Annotated in this window: 11 protein-coding genes, 4 tRNA genes and 1 other RNA gene; 9 read left to right on the forward strand and 7 right to left on the reverse strand. The window is 73.2% G+C overall.

The genetic code is table 11. The annotated features are described in order from the left end of the window. Positions 1 to 111 precede the first annotated feature (111 nt). From ABZY13_RS16765 to ABZY13_RS16800, 8 genes are all read left to right on the forward strand, one after another. A complete protein-coding gene (locus tag ABZY13_RS16765) occupies positions 112 to 429 on the forward strand; it encodes an Lsr2 family protein (protein WP_356631269.1) in 318 nt (105 codons plus the stop codon). A 145-nt stretch (positions 430 to 574) separates the two neighbouring features. Further along, positions 575 to 646: transfer RNA gene (locus tag ABZY13_RS16770), tRNA-Gly, on the forward strand. 80 nt (positions 647 to 726) lie between these two features. After that, positions 727 to 799: transfer RNA gene (locus ABZY13_RS16775), tRNA-Gly, on the forward strand. Between the two features lie 145 nt (positions 800 to 944). Further along, entirely contained in the window at positions 945 to 1,910 is a 966-nt protein-coding gene (locus tag ABZY13_RS16780) for an ABC transporter ATP-binding protein (RefSeq protein ID WP_356631271.1), read from the forward strand. After that, on the forward strand, positions 1,907 to 2,716 hold the full coding sequence (locus ABZY13_RS16785; protein WP_356631273.1) for an ABC transporter permease: 810 nt from the start codon (positions 1,907 to 1,909) through the stop codon (positions 2,714 to 2,716). Before ABZY13_RS16780 ends, ABZY13_RS16785 begins: the two co-directional genes overlap by 4 nt. Positions 2,717 to 2,790: 74 nt before the next feature. Further along, entirely contained in the window at positions 2,791 to 4,119 is a 1,329-nt protein-coding gene (locus tag ABZY13_RS16790) for a sensor histidine kinase (RefSeq protein ID WP_356631434.1), read from the forward strand. Further along, the gene (locus ABZY13_RS16795; RefSeq protein WP_356631275.1) at positions 4,116 to 4,724 is read left to right on the forward strand and encodes a response regulator transcription factor; all 609 of its coding nucleotides are present in this window, start codon (positions 4,116 to 4,118) and stop codon (positions 4,722 to 4,724) included. Before ABZY13_RS16790 ends, ABZY13_RS16795 begins: the two co-directional genes overlap by 4 nt. Before the next feature lie 22 nt (positions 4,725 to 4,746). Beyond that, positions 4,747 to 4,819, forward strand: a tRNA-Gly gene (locus ABZY13_RS16800). 57 nt (positions 4,820 to 4,876) lie between these two features. Here the strand turns inward: ABZY13_RS16800 and ABZY13_RS16805 are convergent. From ABZY13_RS16805 to ffs, 6 genes are all read right to left on the reverse strand, one after another. Continuing rightward, positions 4,877 to 5,776 carry a phosphoribosylaminoimidazolesuccinocarboxamide synthase gene (locus ABZY13_RS16805; protein ID WP_356631277.1) on the reverse strand — a complete coding sequence of 300 codons (900 nt, stop codon included), beginning with the start codon at positions 5,774 to 5,776 and terminating at the stop codon, positions 4,877 to 4,879. Between the two features lie 71 nt (positions 5,777 to 5,847). Then, positions 5,848 to 7,362, reverse strand: a complete 1,515-nt coding sequence (locus ABZY13_RS16810) for a N,N-dimethylformamidase beta subunit family domain-containing protein (RefSeq protein WP_356631279.1) — start codon at positions 7,360 to 7,362, stop codon at positions 5,848 to 5,850. A 386-nt stretch (positions 7,363 to 7,748) separates the two neighbouring features. Further along, positions 7,749 to 9,656 carry a hypothetical protein gene (locus ABZY13_RS16815; protein WP_356631436.1) on the reverse strand — a complete coding sequence of 636 codons (1,908 nt, stop codon included), beginning with the start codon at positions 9,654 to 9,656 and terminating at the stop codon, positions 7,749 to 7,751. A gap of 319 nt (positions 9,657 to 9,975) precedes the next feature. Then, positions 9,976 to 11,229: a phosphoribosylamine--glycine ligase gene (gene purD, locus ABZY13_RS16820; RefSeq protein ID WP_356631281.1), complete on the reverse strand. Its 1,254-nt coding sequence runs from the start codon at positions 11,227 to 11,229 to the stop codon at positions 9,976 to 9,978. A gap of 127 nt (positions 11,230 to 11,356) precedes the next feature. Further along, a complete protein-coding gene (locus ABZY13_RS16825; protein ID WP_356631283.1) occupies positions 11,357 to 13,669 on the reverse strand; it encodes a DNA polymerase III subunit gamma and tau in 2,313 nt (770 codons plus the stop codon). A gap of 86 nt (positions 13,670 to 13,755) precedes the next feature. Beyond that, positions 13,756 to 13,854, reverse strand: an RNA gene (gene ffs / locus ABZY13_RS16830) — signal recognition particle sRNA small type. A 72-nt stretch (positions 13,855 to 13,926) separates the two neighbouring features. On the opposite strand from ffs, the gene ABZY13_RS16835 reads away from it, so the two are divergent. Next, positions 13,927 to 14,014 (forward strand) — tRNA-Ser (locus ABZY13_RS16835). 62 nt (positions 14,015 to 14,076) lie between these two features. Here ABZY13_RS16835 and ABZY13_RS16840 read toward each other — a convergent pair. Then, entirely contained in the window at positions 14,077 to 15,357 is a 1,281-nt protein-coding gene (locus ABZY13_RS16840; protein ID WP_356631285.1) for a site-specific integrase, read from the reverse strand. Positions 15,358 to 15,359 lie beyond the last annotated feature (2 nt).

The raw sequence follows: 15,359 nt of genomic DNA on the forward strand, positions 1-15,359 counted from the left end.
GCAATAGCCGATACTTTCCTCGATAACTGGCGGACAGCCGACATCTCCGCGGCATCTTCGCGACGTCCTGGCACGTCATCGCAGAGAGGTCGCACGAAGGGACCGATATTCGTGGCGCAGCGTGTCGTGGTCACTCTCTTTGACGACATCGACGGCTCGGAAGCGGCGGAAACGATCGCCTTCGGACTCGACGGCAAGTCGTACGAGATCGACCTGAACGAAGCAAACGCCGAGAAGCTCCGCAGGGCTCTCGAGCCCTACGTGGAGGCCGGCCGCAAGCGGTCGCGGTCGGGCCGCGCCTACCGGCAGACCGAGGTGGCCCCCGACCCGGCGGCGGTCCGGGCCTGGGCGCAGGCCAACAAGATGGACGTGCCGGCCCGCGGCCGCATCCCCAAGAAGGTCTACGAGGCGTTCGCCGAGGCGCAGTGACGCCGGGCGAGTCGGCCGTCCCGGGGCCCGCGGGCCGCTCCCGCCGGGCCCCTCGGGACAACCGACTTGCGCAACCCCCCCGCTGATCAGCTAATGTCTGGAGCACGCCGAGGGCGGGGCCGGAAAAGCCCAGCTCACGGAACACGCGGGTGTAGTTCAGTAGTAGAACATCCCCCTTCCAGGGGGAAGGCGCAGTGTGCGATTCCTGTCACCCGCTCTGCATCGCCGTCCGGACCACTGCTGTGGATCAGGTAGGCTGGTGCTCGCGCCGATCGGTGAAAGCCGGTCGGAGGCAATGCGGACGTAGCTCAGTTGGTAGAGCGCAACCTTGCCAAGGTTGAGGTCGCGAGTTCGAGCCTCGTCGTCCGCTCGGGAATGAGACCCCGGTCCTTCTGGACCGGGGTCTTTTCGTGCGTCCTCATCCGGCCGCCGGCCCCGTGGCGCCTGACATTTGTCATGCCGGGCGGTGACAGCGCGCACTGCCGGAAGGGGCCCGTGGCGGAGACGCTGGTGTCATGAACACCAACGAACACGAGCACGTGATCGAGGTCACCGACCTGCGGCGTGTGTACGGGGGCGGGTTCGAGGCCGTGCGCGGAATCTCCTTCCACGTCGGCCGCGGGGAGGTCTTCGCGCTGCTCGGCACCAACGGGGCGGGCAAGACGTCCACGGTCGAGCTGCTGGAAGGGCTCGCGGAACCGGCCGGGGGCCGGGTGCGGGTCCTGGGCCACGATCCCTGCGCCGAGCGGGCCGCCGTACGCCCGCGGACCGGGGTGATGCTCCAGGAGGGCGGGTTCCCGTCCGAGCTGACCGTCGCGGAGACCGTGCGGATGTGGGCCGGCTGCACGAGCGGCGCCCGGCCGACGGACGAGGCGCTGGAACTGGTCGGGCTGGCGGCGCGGGCCGGCGTACGGGTGAAGCAGCTGTCCGGGGGCGAGCGGCGGCGGCTGGACCTGGCGCTGGCGCTGCTCGGCGACCCCGAGGTGCTCTTCCTCGACGAGCCGACCACGGGTCTGGACGCCGAAGGGCGGCACGACACCTGGGAACTGATCCGGCGGCTGCGCGACGGCGGCACGACCGTGCTGCTGACCACGCACTACCTGGAGGAGGCCGAGGGCCTCGCGGACCGGCTGGCGATCCTGCACGAGGGCCGCATCGCCGCCACCGGCACCCCGGCCGAGGTGACCGCCTCCCAGCCGGCCCGGATCTCCTTCGAACTGCCCGACGGCTACTTCCTCGGCGACCTGCCCGCCCTCGGCGAGCTGGGCGTCGTCGGCCACTCCACCGAGGGGCGGCTCGTGCGGCTGCGGACGTACGAACTCCAGCGCGCGGCGACCGGGCTGCTGCTGTGGGCGCGCGACGCCGGGGTGGAACTGGGCCGGCTGGACGTGCGGTCGGCCTCGCTGGAGGAGGCGTTCCTCGGGATCGCCGGACGGGCCGCGGCGGACGCCGGGGCGCACAGGGAAGGGGCTTCCGCATGACCACGACCTCGACGGACCGGACCGCGGCGGCCGACCGCACCACGACGACCACCGCGGGACGGATGGGCGCGCTGGCGCGGGCCGAGCTGACGCTGCTCGTACGCAGCCGGGCCACCCTGGTGACGGCAGTGCTGGTGCCGCTGATGCTCCCGCTGACCGTGCGCTCCGCCTTCGCCGAGGACGACCTGGCCGACGCCGGCCTGTCCGTCGGCCTGGTGATGCTGCCCGCCGCGATCGGCTTCTCCCTGCTGTTCGCCGTGTACGCCGCCCTGACCAGCTCCTACGTCGTCCGCCGCGAGGAACTGGTGCTCAAGCGGCTGCGCACCGGGGAACTGCGCGACCGGGAGATCCTCGTCGGCGCCGCGCTGCCGGCCTCGGGGATCGGGCTGGCGCAGTGCGTGCTGCTGACGGTGGGCTGCACCGTCTTCCTCGACCTGGGGGCGCCCACCGAGCCGCACCTCGCGGTGCTCGGCGTGCTGCTCGGCCTGGTGCTGTGCGTGGCGCTGGCGGCGGTGACGTCCGCGGTCACCAGAACCGCGGAGAGCGCGCAGGTGACGAGCCTGCCGATGCTGTTCGCGTCCATGCTCGGCTCGGGCGTCGCCGTCCCGCTGGAGATGCTGCCCGACCGGGCCGCCTCCGTCTGCGAACTGCTGCCCTTCACCCCGGTGATCACCCTGGTGCGCGGCGCGTGGACCGGCGACCTGTCGGCCTACGAGGCGCTCGGAGCGCTCGCCACCGGGCTGGCCTGGACCGCGGTCGCCGTGTTTGCTGTAGGGCGGTGGTTCCGGTGGGAGCCCCGACGCTGACGGACCGGAGAGGGGGCGGGATGCGGGTGGGCAGGCCCGAGCGGGAGCGGGAGCAGGTGCACAGGCCGGGGCGGGTGCGCAGACCGGAGCGGTGGTGGCGGGGGAAGAGCACCCCCGCGAAGGTCGAGACGTACACCCGGTGGTCCTTCCACTTCTTCGCGGTCGTGGAGTTCCTGACCGCGGGGCTCCCGGCCGTGGGGCAGGCGGGGAGCCGGGCCGGCGGGCCGTTGACGGCGATGGTGGCCCTGCACGCCGTCATCTGCGCCGTCACCGCCTCGCGCGCGCTGGACTGGGACCGCGGCACCCGTCCCCAGCCCGTCGCCCTGGTGTGGACGCTGTCCGTGGCCACCGCCGTGATCGCGGTCGCCGCGCTCATGATCGCCGAGCACGGACCGGACGCCGAGCGCGTCGACTCCACCGCCGGCGCCGTCTTCGCCGTCGTGCTGATCTTCGGCGCCGGGAACATCGCCCTCGGCGTCCGCGACCGGCGCCGCGTGCTCGCCCTCATCGGCGGATTCGCCGCCGGCGCCGGGCTGGTGACCTTCCCGCTCGGCGCGTCCGGCGTCGAGGCCCTGGCCACCGCCGCCGCGGTGCTGCTCGGCTCCGGGTTCGTCGCGTTCACCTGCATCTTCTCCGGCTGGCTGCTGGGCGCCGTCTACGAACTCGACGCCGCCCGCGAGACCCGGGCCCGCCTCGCCGTCGCCGAGGAACGACTGCGGTTCGGGCGCGACCTGCACGACGTGATGGGCCGCAACCTCGCCGTCATCGCGCTCAAGAGCGAACTGGCCGTGCAACTGGCCCGGCGGGGGCGGCCCGAGGCGGTGGAGCAGATGATCGAGGTGCAGCGGATCGCACGGGAGTCCCAGCGCGAGGTCCGGGACGTCGTCCGCGGCTACCGCGAGGCCGACCTGGGGGCGGAACTGGCCGGAGCACAGGGCGTGTTGACGGCAGCGGGCATCGGTTGCGAGACGTCCGGCGAGACGGCGGCGGCCGGGCTGCCGGGTGAGGTGCAGTCGGCGCTCGGGTGGGTGGTGCGCGAGGCCACGACCAACGTGCTGCGCCACGGGGACGCGCGGCGGTGCGAGGTGGCGCTGCGGGTGAGCGGGGGGCGCGTGGTGCTGACGGTGGAGAACGACGGCGTGGGCGAAGGGCCCGGTGACTGCGTGGGGCTCGGGTCCGGGCTCGCCGGGCTGCGGGAACGGCTGGCGGCGGTCGGGGGGACGTTGGCGGCGGGGGTCGTGGGAGGTGGAGGGGTGTTCCGGGTCATTGCCGAGGTGCCTGTGTCGGAGGGGATTCCCATGACTCGCGGTGTTCCGGAGGGCGGCGGAGTGGCCGAGGCCGATGGGGCGTCCGAGGGCTCCGGGGCCCCGGTGGGCGCGGGTGTGCCCGAGGTCGCCTCGTGACCGTGCGGCTGCTGCTCGCCGACGACGAGCATCTGATCCGGGGCGCACTCGCCGCGCTGCTGTCGCTGGAGGATGATCTGATGGTCGTCGCCGAGGCCGCCACCGGCCCGGAGGCGCTGGCGATGGCCCGGGCGCACCGGCCCGATGTCGCCGTCCTCGATCTGCAGATGCCCGGCGCGGACGGTGTGAAGGTGGCCACATCCCTGCGCGCCGAACTCCCCGGCTGCCAGGTCCTGATCGTCACCAGCCACGGCCGGCCCGGACATCTGAAGCGGGCACTGTCGGCAGGTGTGCGGGGTTTCGTCCCGAAAACGGTGAGCGCTCAGCGGCTCGCCGAGATCATCCGCACGGTGCACGCCGGAAACCGTTACGTCGACCCGGAGTTGGCGGCCGACGCGATCTCCGCCGGGGACTCGCCGCTGACCGCGCGGGAGGCCGAGGTGCTGGAGCTGGCCGCCGACGGGGCGCCGGTCGCGGAGATCGCCGAGCGGGCCGCGCTGTCGCCGGGGACGGTGCGGAACTACCTGTCCTCGGCCGTGTCCAAGCTCGGGGTGGAGAACCGTCATACCGCGGTGCGTCTCGCACGCGAGCGAGGTTGGGTATAGTGGCTGTCGCGCCACGGCGCATGCGGACGTAGCTCAGTTGGTAGAGCGCAACCTTGCCAAGGTTGAGGTCGCGAGTTCGAGCCTCGTCGTCCGCTCGCTGCAGAAGGCCCCCGGCTCTCACCGGGGGCCTTCTGCTCTTTCCTACGCCGCCGCTACGACCAGCGCGCTCCGGTCAGGCGCTCGTACGCCTCCACGTACTTGGCCCGGGTCGCCTCGACGACCGGCTCCGGCAGCGCGGGCGGCGGCTGCTCGCTCCTGCGGTCCCAGCCCGACTCGGCCGAGGTCAGCCAGTCACGGACGTACTGCTTGTCGTACGACGGCTGCGCGCGGCCCGGCTGCCACTGGTCGGCCGGCCAGAAGCGGGAGGAGTCCGGGGTGAGGACCTCGTCGGCGAGGACCAGGTCGTCGCCGTCGAAGCCGAACTCGAACTTGGTGTCCGCGAGGATGATCCCCCGGTCCCGGGCGATGTCACGGGCGCGCGAGTACACGGCCAGCGTCGCCTGGCGCAGCTCGGCCGCGGTGTCGGCGCCGACCTGGCGGGCCACCTCCTCGTAGGAGACGTTCTCGTCGTGCTCGCCGACCTCGGCCTTGGTGGCCGGGGTGAAGATCGGGCCGGGCAGCTCGGAGCCGTCGACCAGGCCCTCGGGGAGGCCGAGGCCGCAGACGGTACGGGACTCCTGGTATTCCGCGAGCCCCGAGCCGGTGAGGTAGCCGCGGGCCACGCACTCCACCGGGACCATCCGCAGGGACTTGCACACCAGGGTGCGGCCGGCCCAGTCGGCGGGGGCGCCCGCGGGCAGCTCGGTGCTCAGGACGTGGCTGGGCACCAGGTCGGCGAGCTGGTCGAACCACCACAGGGAGAGCTGGGTGAGGACCCGCCCCTTGTCGGGGATCTCGGTCGGCAGCACCCAGTCGTAGGCGGAGATGCGGTCGCTGGCGACCATCACGAGGTCGCCCGCCTCGTTCCGGTACAGCTCGCGCACCTTGCCGGTGTGCAGATGCACCAGGCCCGGAACCTCAAGCGGCTCGGGCTTTTCGACGAATCCGGACACGGTTCCTCCCCGTGGTTCTGTCCAAGTGACTCGATTCTCCCGTATGCGGGGGAACGGCCGGGGACGGGGGGTCAGTCGCGTTTGCAGATGCGGTCGAGCAGGTTGGCGGTGGCGCGCTGGATACGGGGGTCCACGTGGCCGGGACGGTCCAGGGCCGGCGACCAGGCGAAGGTGCCGGAGGCGAAGACCCATGCCCCGGAGGGCGCGCGGTACAGGGACGTCTCCTGGTGGCGCAGGACGCCGTCGCCGTCGGTGTACGGGGAGTGGGCGAGCAGGATGCGTTCGTCGTGGTCGGGCAGGCGGGTGCGCGGGAAGTAACGGTCCGCCTCGCCGGCGACCAGCCCTTCGATCTCGTCGCCCTCGTGCGCGCCGGTCGCCTCCCACAGCCAGTGGCCGGCGTTGCGGACGATCATCGGGTGCGGCTCGGGGACCCGGCCGGCGTACTGAATGCCGATCAGCTCCTGCTCGGGCAGGTCCACTTCGCGCCAGAGCACGGGCCGCCCCGGACCCTTGCGTTTGCGGCAGGTCAACAGCCGGTCCGGGGCGCCGGACGGGGACGGCCCCAACTCCACGCGCCAATACATGGAGTTGGAGGAGAGGAAGACCAGGGACGTGCCGTGCTCGCGGGCGCGTTCCGCGGAGCGGCGCATGTTCGCGGACCAGTACTCGTCGTGGCCCGGGAAGATCAGGCCCCGGTAGCGGGTGGGGTCCACCCGGCCGGCGTGCAGATCGCGGGCGTCGGCGTAGGCGAGGTCGTAGCCGTAGCGCTCGGCCCAGCGGATCACGTCGTAGGCGTGGCCGACGTGCAGCGGCAGGCCCGCGCCCGCGTACGGGCGGTCGAAGGAGACGGTCGTCGCGGCGTCGGCCTCGCCGAGGAGCCGGCCCTCCTCGTCCCAGGCGTGGTAGAGGCTCGCGCCGGTGCGGCCGTCCTCCGGGTAGAGGTTGTACGCCTGCCAGGTGACGTCCGGCAGCAGCAGGAGCAGGTCGGCCGGCTGGTCGTCGCGGACCGTGAAGGGGACGTGCGAACGGTAGCCGTCGGCCGTGGTGAGGACGGCGACATAGGCGCCGGTGCTCCAGTACGACGGGATCTGGAGCCGCCAGGACAGCCACCAGTGGTGGCAGGAGACCGTGCGGTCGGCGGTGAGCGGCGAGGGCTGGACGATGCCGGACAGGCGAGGGCTGCTGGTGACCTTCGCCGCGCCGTCGCCGCCGTAGTGGCCGATGCGGTAGACGTCGACGCCGAACTCCTGGGGCGGGTCGACGGTCACGTGGAAGTCGACGGCCTCACCCGGCGCCACCGCTCCGGTGGACGTGAACCCCTTGATCTGGAGGCGCACGTCGTCGGCGGTGCGGGGGCCGACGGGGCGGGGCGGGCGGGCCGCCGGGCGGGTGGCGTGGCGCGGGGACGGGAAGTGCGGGTACTCGGCGCCGGGCGCGGGGTCGGCGTACCAGGGGACGACCTGGCCGGTGTCGTCGAAGTACGTCTCGCTGCCGCGCAGCCACGGGAGAGGGCCCTGGCCGAAAGGATCCGTCACGGCATGCGCCAGTGCTCCCGACTCCCAGCGCCGGATCCGCTCCGATCCCATGGCCGCTCCCCTCCCCTGGTGTTCTTTTTTCCTTGCGCTTGCGCTGCTTGCTGTGCGCTTGGGGTTGTTTGTCGCGCTTGTGGCGCTTGTCGTACTTGTGGCGCTCGTCGTGCCGTTGCGCTTGTCGTGCTGTCGCGCTCGTACTGGTTGTACCGGTCGTGCTGGTGGTGGCCGTTCTGGTGGTTGGCTCGTTGTGGTTGATCGGCCGCACGACTGTCCTATGTCGACTGCGCTTGCCACGAGCTCGTTCAGTCCCAGCACATCACATACTGCGCCGAGTCCGTCACTGTTCGTTCTGAATTGACCAGAAGCGGAACGACTGGATCCGGGTGCCGTTGTCCGGCCGTCGGACCGGGCGGCCGTCGGTCAGAGCGTCAGCCAGACCGTCAGACCAGGCGTACGGGCTTCTCGGGGCGTATCCCCATCCGGGCCAGCCAGGCCCGCAGGGGTTCCGCGTCGCCGTCCTCTATGAGGCTGAGGACCTTCGGGGCCAGGTCGGTCGCGCGTTCGCCGTTGACCAGGAGGGACGGGCCGTCGAGCCAGTCCAGCCCCGGGGTCGCCCCGGCCGTGTCCATCGCGGCGCAGCAGACCATCGCGGTGACGTGGTCGGCGAGCAGTTCGCGGGGGGTGCGGGGCGGCTGGAGGGGGAACAGCGGGAGCGTCCCGTCGTCCCAGAGGGCGGGGTCGTCGGCGGCGGGGCCGGAGGCCGGGACGGTGCGGGGCGCCGGGCCGGCGGCTTCCTCACGGGCGAGTTCCGCGCTGAGGCCGGTGGCGAGGGCGGCGCAGCGGGAGCCGGAGGCGGCGCTCGGGGGGTCGTCGGCGGCGGCGCGGTGGGGGTCGGGGGGTGGCGGGTCGTCCGTCGTCCCGGCCGTCGCGGCTGTTTCGGCCGGTTCCTCGCGGGGGCCGCCCCGTACGGGCGGCTGGGCGGCGGCCGACGGGGCCGACGGGGCGGGGCCCGGCGGGGTGGCCGGGGCCGTGAGGTGGTCGAGGACTCGGGACAGGGTGGGGCCGCCGCCGTCTCCGTCGCCGTGGTGGCCGGTGGCGGTGCGACGGACGCCGAGGGTGTCCAGGACGCGGTGGAGGCGGGCCGCGTCGGTGCGCCACTTGCGGTCGACGACCTCCTCCGGGTACTCCTGCCAGTCCACCGGCGACCAGTCCGGGTTGGGCCCGGCGGGGCCGCCGTGGAAGAGGCGGGCGGCGAGCAGCGAGGCGGCCTCGTCCACCGCGCCGGGCTCTTCGAGCAGGTCGCAGGCGGGCCGCTCGCCGAGACGGGTGGCGAAGCCCTCGGCCAGCCGGTCGCGGCGGGACAGCTCGGTGAGGGCCGCGACGACGCCCGCGTCCAGCCGGGAGGGCCAGCGGCCCATCCGCCACGCGGGCAGCGCGACCCGCGTGAGCAGCCGGTCCCAGCCGGCGTACGCCAGCCCCACCTGTTCCTGCGCGACGATCCGCAGCCCGTAATCCACAGCCTGTGCACGCTCGGCGGCGGCCGCCGCGACCCCGCGCTCCATCTGCGCCGCGTGCTCCCGGCAGCCGCGCAGCAGCAGGCGGGTCAGCCAGCCGAGGCCGGCGCACACCGTGCGCACGACGGGCGGACGGCCCGGTCGGGAGACGGCGGCGACCGCGGCGTCCAGGCCCCGGACGAAGCGCCGGGCCGCGGCTATGTCGGGGTGCGCGGAAGGACCCGTGCCGGCGACGACCGGGGCGAGCACGGCACGCAGCTCACCGACGCGCATCCACCACAGGAACGGCGAGCCGATGACGAGGACGGGGGCGGCCGTCGTACGGCGATGCCCCGGTCGGCCGCCGGATATGCCCGAGCCGGGAGCGCCGCCCGGGTCGCCTCCGTGCGCCTGACCGCCCCGGCGGGCCGAGGCGGTCCGTGGAGGGGCGTGTGCAGGGTGGGTGCGGTCCTCCAGCCAGCTGTCGCAGTCCGGGGTCACGGCTATCGCGGAGGGGGCGGGGACGCCGAGGCGGTCGGCGAGGTCGCGCACCAGCCGGTACAGATCCGGGGCGGCGTCCTCGGCGATCGGGACCGTGGGGCTCATGGCGGGGCGGGCACGGGCGACCAGCAGCGCGAAGCCGCCGGCGAGCAGCAGTACGAGCAGCGCGAAGGCGCCCACCGCCCAGCGGGCGGCGTCCCAGCCGCCGCCCACGAGGTGGCCGGTGGAGCCGCCGGCGAGCAGGACCACCGCGGCGGCGCCCGGCAGCACGGCGGCGGCCAGCGCCCGGCTGCGGATGCGCAGCACGGCCAGCGCCCGGGATCGCGCGGCCTGCGCGCCCACTTCCACGTCCATACCGGTCACGATCCGTCCTCACCCCCTGCCGTCCTCACCGGTCCCGACGGTCCTGCCGTCCTGGCGTTGCTCACTCCCCCCACTGTGGCACCCGCCACCGACATCGCAATGCCGGTGGGCCAAGTGGCCACGCGGGTGGGCCAGGTGCCGGACCGCTTGCGCCGCACCCTAGTTGGGGGTGCGCCCCCAGTCAGCCGGATGGGACATCGGTCACTCGATGGAATGGCTTTGGGGAGAGGTGATCGACAGAGGGCAAGGATCAGGCCCCGGGTTCGGGTGAACTCCGGGGCCTGATGAGTGCCTGCCTGGTCAGCGCCCGTTACGCGCCCGACGCCGCCTTGGCCGCGATGTCCGTGCGGTGCTGGGAGCCGTCGAGGCGGATGCGCCCGACGGCGCGGTAGGCCCGTTCGCGCGCTTCGGCGAGGTCCGCGCCGGTCGCGGTGACGGACAGGACGCGTCCGCCCGCGCTGACCACCGAGTCGCCCTCGCGCCGGGTGCCTGCGTGCAGGACGTAGGCGTGCGGGGCGTCCTGGGCGGCCACCTCGTCGAGGCCGGTGATCGGGTCGCCGGTGCGGGGGGTGCCGGGGTAGTTGTGGGAGGCGACGACCACGGTGACGGCGGCCTCCTCGCTCCAGCGCAGGGGCGGCAGGTCGGCGAGGTTGCCGGTGGCGGCGGCCATGAGGACGCCGGCCAGCGGGGTCCTCAGCCGGGCCAGGACGACCTGGGTCTCGGGGTCGCCGAAGCGTGCGTTGAACTCGATGACGCGGACGCCGCGCGAGGTGATCGCGAGCCCGGCGTAGAGCAGGCCGGAGAACGGGGTGCCGCGCCGCCGCATCTCGTCGACGGTCGGCTGCAGCACCGTCTCCATGACCTCGTCGACCAGCTTCGGGTCGGCCCAGGGCAGCGGGGAGTACGCGCCCATGCCGCCGGTGTTCGGGCCCTCGTCGCCGTCGAGGGCGCGCTTGAAGTCCTGGGCGGGGCGCAGCGGGACGACCGTCTCGCCGTCGGTGACGGCGAAGAGGGAGACCTCGGGGCCGTCGAGGTACTCCTCGACGACGACCCGCTCGCAGCCGGCGGCGTGCGCCTTGGCCTGCTCCAGGTCGTCGGTGACGACGACGCCCTTGCCCGCGGCGAGACCGTCGTCCTTGACGACGTACGGCGCTCCGAAGGCGTCGAGCGCCTCCTCGACCTCGGCCGCGGTGGTGCACACGTAGGACCGCGCCGTGGGCACGGCAGCCGCGGCCATCACGTCCTTGGCGAAGGCCTTGGAGCCCTCGAGCTGCGCGGCCTCCTTGGAGGGGCCGAACACCGGGATGCCGGCCTCGCGCACGGCGTCGGCGACGCCCGCGACGAGCGGGGCCTCCGGGCCGACGACCACCAGTTCGGCGCCGAGCCGCCGCGCCAGCGCGGACACGGCGGCGCCGTCGAGGGCGTCGACCGGGTGCAGCTCGGCGACCTCGGCGATGCCGGCGTTGCCGGGCGCGCAGTGGAGCGCGGTCACGGCGGGGTCGAGGGACAGGGAGCGGCACAGGGCGTGTTCGCGGGCGCCGCTGCCGATGACGAGGACCTTCACGGGGTCAGCCTAACCGCAGGGGGCGGGCGGCATTTGTGGGGGATGCCGAGGGGGTGGGGGTGGAGGGGTTGTGGGTTCCTCCGAATGAGCATCGCGAGTAGCGGTCGCGTGGCCGCTTGCCGTCCGCCTACTCGTTCGTGAACTCCTCGACCACCGTCGCGCCCAGCTCCCGCACGATCAGCTCCTGCCCGGAGAGGGCCGACTCGTCGAGGTCGGGGTCGTCGTCCTCGGGGACGTCGTCCTCGGGGGAGACGGGCGGCGGCTCCGGGGCCGGTGCGGATGCGGGCGTGGGATGTGCGGCGGGGGCGGACGCCGTCGGGGCCGGGTGCGGGGGCGACGCGGCGGACGTCTGCTGCCGGGCCGGGGGCGCGGGGCGCTGCTGGACGGCCGTCGCGGTGCCGCCGTAGCCACCGGCGGTGGCGGGACCGTCGCCGTAACCGCCCGCGGGACCGCCGCCGCCGCTGAACCCGCCGGCCGGAGCCGGCGGGGGCGCGGAGCCGCCGCCCGAGGGGTCGACGACCGCCTCGATCTTCCAGTGGACGTTGAACTGCTCGGCCAGCGCCTGGCGCAGCACGTCCTCACTGCCGCTGCTCATGAAGTTGTCGCGGGCGCCGGCGTTGACGAAGCCGAGTTGCAGGGTCGTGCCGTCGAAGCCGACGACCTGGGCGTTCTGGCTGAGCAGGATCCAGGTGAACCGGCGGCGGTTCTTCACGACCTCGAGGATGTTCGGCCAGAGGGCACGGGGGTCGAGGCCGCCGGCGGACGGGGGCGGGGACGAAGGGGTGGCCGGGGCGACAGGGGCGGCGGGGCCGGGGGTGGGGGCAGCGGTGCGGGCGGGGGCGGGGCCTCCGCCGGGGGGTGCCGCGGTGGGCCAGCCGCCGGGGCGGCGGCCGGGGGCGGTGCCCGCTCCGGTGCCGGTGCCGGCTCCGGTGCCGGCGGATGCGGCGGTGGGCCAGGCACCGGGGGTGGGGGCCGGTGCGGCGGGCGGGGGCGCGGAAGGCGTGGCGGGGGCGGAGGGGGCGGCTTGGGCTGCCACGGGGGTGGCGGGAGTGGCGGGGGCGGGAGCACCGCCGGTCGGCACGCCCGGCGAGGGAACATGGCCCGCGCCCGTACCTGCCCCGGAACCACCGCTCTCGGGCCCGGGCCCGAGAGCGGCGGCCCGCGCCGCAGCGACCCCACCCGCGGGGCCGGCGACGGCCGCAGGCCCCTGCCCCGCTCCCCCGTGCGCCTCGGGACCGGGAACGTACGCCATCGTCGGCGCACCGCTCCCCGAGGAGAAGTTCACACCGCGCTCGATCCGGTCGAGGCGGGCCATCAGGGACCGTTCGTCGCCGTAGGCGGCCGGGAGCAGGACGCGGGCGCAGATCAGTTCGAGCTGGAGGCGCGGCGAGGTGGCGCCGCGCATCTCGGTGAGCCCTTCGTTGACGATGTCGGCGGCCCGGCTCAGCTCGGCGGGGCCGAACGTGCTCGCCTGGGCCTGCATCCGCTCCAGCACGTCGGCCGGGGCGTCGATGAGGCCCTTGTCGGCGGCGTCCGGCACGGCGGCGAGGATGACCAGGTCGCGCAGGCGCTCCAGCAGGTCGGCGACGAAGCGGCGGGGGTCGTTGCCGCGCTCGATGACACGGTCCACGACCTCGAAGGCGGCGGCGCCGTCGCCGGTGGCGAAGGCCTCCACGACGGAGTCGAGGAGGGAGCCGTCGGTGTAGCCGAGGAGTGAGGTGGCCATGGCGTACGTCACGCCGTCCGCGGCGGCGCCGGCGAGCAGCTGGTCCATGACGGACATGGAGTCACGCACGGATCCGGCGCCCGCGCGCACGACGAGCGGCAGGACGCCCTCCTCGACGGGGATGCCCTCCTTCTGGCAGACCTCCGCGAGGTACTCGCGCAGCGTGCCGGGCGGGACCAGCCGGAACGGGTAGTGATGCGTCCGGGACCGGATCGTCCCGATGACCTTCTCGGGCTCGGTGGTGGCGAAGATGAACTTCAGATGCTCCGGCGGCTCCTCGACGACCTTGAGCAGCGCGTTGAAGCCGGCCGACGTGACCATGTGGGCCTCGTCGATGATGTAGATCTTGTAACGGCTGCGGGCGGGGCCGAAGAAGGCCTTTTCCCGCAGGTCACGGGCGTCGTCCACGCCACCGTGGGAAGCGGCGTCGATCTCGATGACGTCGATCGAGCCGGGGCCGTTGCGGGCGAGGTCCTGACAGGACTGGCACTCGCCGCAGGGGGTGGGCGTGGGTCCCTCCTCGCAGTTCAGGCACCGGGCCAGAATCCGCGCGCTGGTCGTCTTGCCACACCCGCGCGGCCCGCTGAACAGGTACGCGTGATTGACCCGGTTGTTCCGCAGCGCCTGCTGCAGCGGGTCGGTGACATGCTCCTGCCCGATGACCTCGGCGAAGGACTCCGGGCGGTAGCGGCGGTACAACGCGAGAGACGACACGCTTACGAGGTTATAGGCGCGCACTGACAACGGGCCCCGGCCCGTCAGTGGCGAGCGCCACCGGCGACCGGCCGACCTCGCCCGGGAACGCAAGCGCCCCCCACGCACCCGCCAGAGCCAACCTACCCTTGCTGCCTTCCGGCCCTGGGGGAGTTCAGTCAGATAGCGCCGCGTGAGGGGCTCCGCACAGAGTACCCGATGCCGACCGGCACGAACGAGTTCGCGAGCACTCCTCCGGGTCATGTAATGTTTCCGACGGAGGATTCGCCTAGAGGCCTAGGGCGCACGCTTGGAAAGCGTGTTGGGGGCAACCCCTCACGAGTTCGAATCTCGTATCCTCCGCCAGTGCCTCACCGGGCACGATGTCGAAGGGCCCCCTGGAAACAGGGGGCCCTTCGACGTTGTCCTCACACCTCGTTGTCCTGGTCTTTGTCCACAGCGAAGTTGTCCGGCGCTCCCCAGATGGCGCGCTCGATCTTCCGGGCCGCTTCCTTGAGCATGGGATCGGTCACGTGCAGGTACCGCGCCCGCATCCGGGCGGCGCCGCCCGGCTCCCAACCCATGATCTGGTCAATGACGCGGTCCGGGACCCCGAGCAACATCAGCACGGTGCCCGCAGTGTGCCGCGCATCGTGTAGGCGACCGTCCCGGACGCCGGCGTCTTCCAGCAGCCGCTTCCAGTCGTGGTAGTCCGTGTTCGGGCTGAGCGGTCCGCCCAACGGCTTGGTGAACACGTACTCGGACTCGGTCCACAGATTCCCGGCCGCCTCGCGTTCCCGGGCCTGCGCCTCCCTGTGAGAGCGGAGCATCACGACCAGCGGGCCCGGAAGGGGCACGGCGCGGCGCCCGGCGCGTGACTTGGTGTTCTTCGTCTCGCGCCGCACCTGTACCCGGACCGGGCAGTAGCCAGCCTTCCGGCCGCACGGCGCCGCCTCACCACACCCGTGCTCGTACTTCGGCCGCAACCGGTTCCGGCGAAGCTTCAGGTACTCGTTGTCCAGGTCCACGTCGGACCACCGCAGTCCGAGCGTCTCTCCCTGCCGCAGCCCGAGGGCCAGTGCCAGCATCCAGCGGGCACTGTTGCGGCGCTTGTTCACCTCAAGCAAGAGGCTCTGTACCTCGTCAACCGAGTACGGCTCTACCTCCTTCTCGTCCTCTTCCAGCCTCGGAGCCTTCGCCAGCGCGGCGGCGTTCTTCGCCGCGTGGCCGCGCCGCACCGCTTCCCCCAGAGCCGTACGGGCCGTCCGGTGAACCTGATGCGCGGTGCCTGCCTTGCTGCCGGCGTTCTGCATCCGGCGGTACAAACTCTCCAGGTGTTCGGGCTCCAGGCGGTCGATGCGGTGCCGACCGATACCCGGCACCAGGTGAACCCGGACTGCCACCTCGTAGCCGGCGTACGTGTTCTCGCTCACGACAGGTCGGGCGATGTTCTCGACCCAGTGCTCAAGCCACTTCGCCACCGTCCACGGCTTGCCGGGCTGGCGCGCGGAACCTTCGTCCCGCTGCTTCTCCAGACGCCGGACTTCGTCCACCAGCTCTTTGCGCGTGGGGCGCGTCAGGTGGCGGCGGTAGGGCGTTCCGTCGTCCTTGTAGCCCATGGGTACACGGGCGTGCCAGCGTCCGTCCTGGCCCAGGTAGATGGCCGATTCGCCGTTGGCTCGGCGAGTGCGCTTTTTCTCCTCTGCCATTG

The sequence above is a fragment of the Streptomyces sp. NPDC006610 genome, from assembly GCF_040611575.1.
GTDB lineage: Bacteria > Actinomycetota > Actinomycetes > Streptomycetales > Streptomycetaceae > Streptomyces.

Bases quoted from the DNA above. Each gene is read 5' to 3' on its own strand.
- ABZY13_RS16815 (WP_356631436.1), bottom strand. From the start codon at position 9,656: ATGGACGTGGAAGTGGGCGCGCAGGCCGCGCGATCCCGGGCGCTGGCC.
- ABZY13_RS16780 (WP_356631271.1), top strand. From the start codon at position 945: ATGAACACCAACGAACACGAGCACGTGATCGAGGTCACCGACCTGCGG.
- ABZY13_RS16810 (WP_356631279.1), bottom strand. From the start codon at position 7,362: ATGGGATCGGAGCGGATCCGGCGCTGGGAGTCGGGAGCACTGGCGCAT.
- ABZY13_RS16840 (WP_356631285.1), bottom strand. From the start codon at position 15,357: ATGGCAGAGGAGAAAAAGCGCACTCGCCGAGCCAACGGCGAATCGGCC.
- ABZY13_RS16785 (WP_356631273.1), top strand. From the start codon at position 1,907: ATGACCACGACCTCGACGGACCGGACCGCGGCGGCCGACCGCACCACG.